Source organism: Caldicoprobacter faecalis, from assembly GCF_900115765.1.
In the GTDB taxonomy this organism is placed as follows: Bacteria; Bacillota; Clostridia; order Caldicoprobacterales; family Caldicoprobacteraceae; genus Caldicoprobacter; species Caldicoprobacter oshimai.
The window spans coordinates 1-3,698 of the sequence record NZ_FOXR01000069.1 but is presented as its reverse complement, the minus strand read 5'-3'; the positions used below and the strand labels follow the sequence as shown (position 1 = coordinate 3,698).

The 3,698-nt window shown below is 35.1% G+C and carries 4 protein-coding genes; 3 read left to right on the top strand and 1 reads right to left on the bottom strand.

All coding sequences use genetic code 11. The annotated features are described in order from the left end of the window. Positions 1–260 precede the first annotated feature (260 nt). The 3 genes from BM241_RS11960 (at position 261) to BM241_RS11950 (ending at position 2,582) form a co-directional block, all read left to right on the top strand. Complete coding sequence (locus BM241_RS11960) at positions 261–659, top strand: hypothetical protein (RefSeq protein ID WP_092282894.1); 399 nt, start codon at positions 261–263, stop codon at positions 657–659. A gap of 100 nt (positions 660–759) precedes the next feature. After that, positions 760–1,587 (top strand): hypothetical protein, encoded by an 828-nt coding sequence (locus BM241_RS11955; RefSeq protein WP_092282893.1) that lies wholly within the window; start codon positions 760–762, stop codon positions 1,585–1,587. A gap of 47 nt (positions 1,588–1,634) precedes the next feature. Next, a complete protein-coding gene (locus BM241_RS11950) occupies positions 1,635–2,582 on the top strand; it encodes a hypothetical protein (RefSeq protein ID WP_092282892.1) in 948 nt (315 codons plus the stop codon). 244 nt (positions 2,583–2,826) lie between these two features. Here BM241_RS11950 and BM241_RS11945 read toward each other — a convergent pair whose 3' ends face one another. After that, a complete protein-coding gene (locus BM241_RS11945) occupies positions 2,827–3,372 on the bottom strand; it encodes a hypothetical protein (RefSeq protein ID WP_092282891.1) in 546 nt (181 codons plus the stop codon). Positions 3,373–3,698: the final 326 nt, after the last annotated feature.

Sequence of the window (3,698 nt, the reverse complement as noted above, 5' to 3'; positions counted from 1 at the left end):
AGCTTTCTTTAATTTGGTTATATATAGTAGGAAGATGAATCAAAGGGGGTGATTCCAATGGGCAACGAGATTTAATATAATGGGTGAAGCTTACAAGCTGAGCCCTGGAATATACAGAAATAAAGCTCTTGGACTTTTTGGGAGTGCACTATGGGTTGTTAGGGGTATACTCAGTCCAGAAGTGATTTTCGACGAATTACAGATAAACCATCGGCGTTATTTAGTCTTTATTACTTAATAAAATGAAAGGAGAGTACAAAATGAAAAGGAAAAGTATATTTCTAGTAAAATTAATGGGGCTTATTATTGTAACATTAATAACTTTCAATATTAATTACTATAGTTTTGCCATTGAGCCGGGTAATAACGTTATTAGAAGAAATACGGTTAACTTTACTACCGGAACTTATGATGGGACGGAATCGGATGGTAGCGCATCATATGGGGCAATATTAGAGAAAGAAAAAATAATGAGCATATCTAAATGTTATTTAAATACATTTATAAACATAACAGCATCAAATATTGATAAAAATCAGGTTAAGCTTAGTAACAATTTTGTGAATTTGTACGATGTTGAGGGAAATTTATTTGCATATATGATTCCGATACTATATGCTAATAATCAAATAGGTTATATAACTTATAGGTGCAGCTGAAAATAATTGTAGTGTATATGAAATAACATTCAATGATAATGCTGAGAAAATAGAAGCGTTTATTAATGGAAAAAAGGCAAGAGTAATATTTATACCTCCAATGAGATATGTAATTAAATCAAATGACGGAAAATATTTTGAACTTGAAGGTAGGAATGGCAATACGACAGATATAACCCAAGAATTTAAAGAGTCCCAAAAAAGATTAATGAAAATTTATTCTAGAGTGGTAAAAGCAAAAGAAAAATCTCAAATAGCAATTAATACAATGAATTCTACTAATACTTCAACGAACGCCTTATCAGTAATAGAGAGTGCAAAACTAATTAATAGCTCTATTAGTAATTTTGTTCCGGTATATGAAGGAACTACTATTTATTATGGGGGTGATCAGGCGTGGTATGATACAGAAACAAAGAAAAACCGTGGTTGTGGACCGGTTGCAGCCGCAAATATAACTTGTTATTTTGCTAGAAAGCCTGGAACTACATGGGACGCTCTTTATTCTCTTAGAAATTTGTCAAAAACAAGTTTCATTTCCCACATGGATACGTTATATTCATATATAAACCCGGGATTGCTGGGGACATGGTGGGGAAAATTTGTAGAGAGTGTAGAGAAATTTTCATCAGACAGAGGAGCACCTTTAAGAAGGGTTGTAAACAATTGGGATTTCACTTTAACCAATACATCTACTTATATAAAAAATGGCCTCAACAACGATAGTCCTGTGGCAATGTTAAATATGCAGCCATTTGGAGATTATGAATACAAAGCACACTGGATGACGATCACCGAATATTACAGGTATTCGGATGGAACAAGATGGGTAACGGTGTCCACATGGGGAGAAAGAAGGTCTATAAGTTATGATGTCTGGTTCGAATCTACCAGTACATGGGGCGGTGGATTAATTTACTTTGAATGACAATGTCGATTATATGTAATGCCATATCGGTATGGAGGGCGGATGAGATGACAAAAAAGGTATTTGTCATATTATTATTGATCAGTGCTATAAATTTAATTTTTACAGAATGCGCAATTACCTATAACCTAAACACTCCAATGTTTAAAGAGTTTAAAACGAATATCCTCAAAGAAAATGATAAAATACAAAAGATTGAAGCAAGATATTATACTCCCTGCCTTCGAATCACCTGTATTTTGAAAAATGATGCAACTGATAAAGATATTGATGAAATATTTAAAAAGATATCACAACTGGTGGCTGATCCGAATTTCCAAAAGGAATTTTTTGATGCATATTTTGCTAGATACAACACTCCAGATTATATGCTTGTCGATGGTAAGCCTAAACCAACAATTCATTATCCGGACGTAACAGTTGTTTTTGAGAGACCTAATGGTAAAAGAATAATTGAATATACAGCAGAGTACGAAAAGAATGGAAAGACAGATTATTACAGGACATGGAGGGCATGGGATGGGACCAAAATAGAGCCGTTTAAAGCTTCCTCGGTAGATGAACTTGTAGAAGCCATTATGGCTGCCAAAAAAGCTTCTGATGAAGATAAGTTGAGAGATCCCAATAAATTGCATGAATTGGATTATTTCTATAAGCCTGCTACTGCTTTTCCGGGTTATGAATTACTTTTTATTGAAGTAAATGAAAGGACAGTACTCTTTTACTATATGCCTTCATATTTATCTTACTCAGCAAGAAAGATGTCTTTTGATTATAATGAGGGTATAATCTTTGCAATGTGCCGTGATACGGTGAACTCGGAGTTCTTGCAACCTAACACGGGGGAAACAGAAGAGATAAAATATTTTTCTTCTCTTAATGAACTGCATTGGGTTCAAGACAAAAGTAGAATGTATATACGATTTCCTGAGTCGTTTAAGGATTATGATTCTATGAAGGTTTACTGCAGGGCTGAAAAGGTCGTGATTGAATAGATTGGTTCCCGATGAGAACTGCTGGCTGAATTCACATAAAAATTTTTTTGCTTCCATGTCACAAAAGCCTTCTTTGATTTGTTATATATGGTAAGAAGATGAATCAAAGGAGATGATTCCAATGGGCAACGAGATTTAATATAATGGGTGAAGCTTACAAGCTGAGCCCTGGAATATAGACAGTTATTAAATAAACGTGTTAACTCCAACAATAGAAGATGGTGGGTTAATGACCCACCATCTTCTAATTTCCATAGTACACTATAAACCACCTAGACCCCCTTTCCTTGGCAAGGACAAAGTACCATTCAATTTCCCCTCGCTCTGCTATTTCAGCTAGCTGCGTATTGGATAAATCATATCCTGGATTGAGGGTTAAGCGATGTTTAACCTTAAAATATTCTACTTGATTAAATTGCTTTTCACTGTCTTTTAGCCATTCTGGGGGATTAAGTAACTTGGTTATCTGCAGGACTTCCCATTGCTTAATTTCTGGATAATCGCTATTAATCTTCTCATATTCATGATAGAGCGTAGCGTTAACGACTTCTTTGCTGTGATTACTATGCCCCCAAAAGAATGCTTGAATGACTTCTTCCGGTGATGCAGATTTTAAACTTTCCAAAATAATTTCTGGCTTTTGTAGACTTTCTTTTGATATCGGCTGCTCTTTAGCTTTGTTTTCCCTGACGTTGTTATTAAACGGTTCTTGACTACAACCCAATAAAATTAATGAAAGTGTAGTGGCAATTATAAATAATAAAATGCCCAATTTAATCCTTTTTTTCACTTGTAAAACCTCCCTTAAAATTTTTTCCTAAAAGTATAGATGTACAAGCGGCTATATGAGGTGCTTGAAGCTCTCCAGTAGTCTCTAGACTCGCAGGTATGATTACTGAACATTTAGTAGTTGAGGTTATGAATGATGCGATGCATGCGCGAGTATTAGCAGTGGGACATTCGTAAGCGTCAAATAGAGCACACCTAAAAATTTGTAATCAGATGTGAGATAATTCCTCCGTAGAAATGATGAGGAGGGATTATCTATGACGCACAAAGAGCGTAAGCAACAGTGGGAAGCTAGGATTGAGGCATATAAGTCCAGCGGCTTAAGCA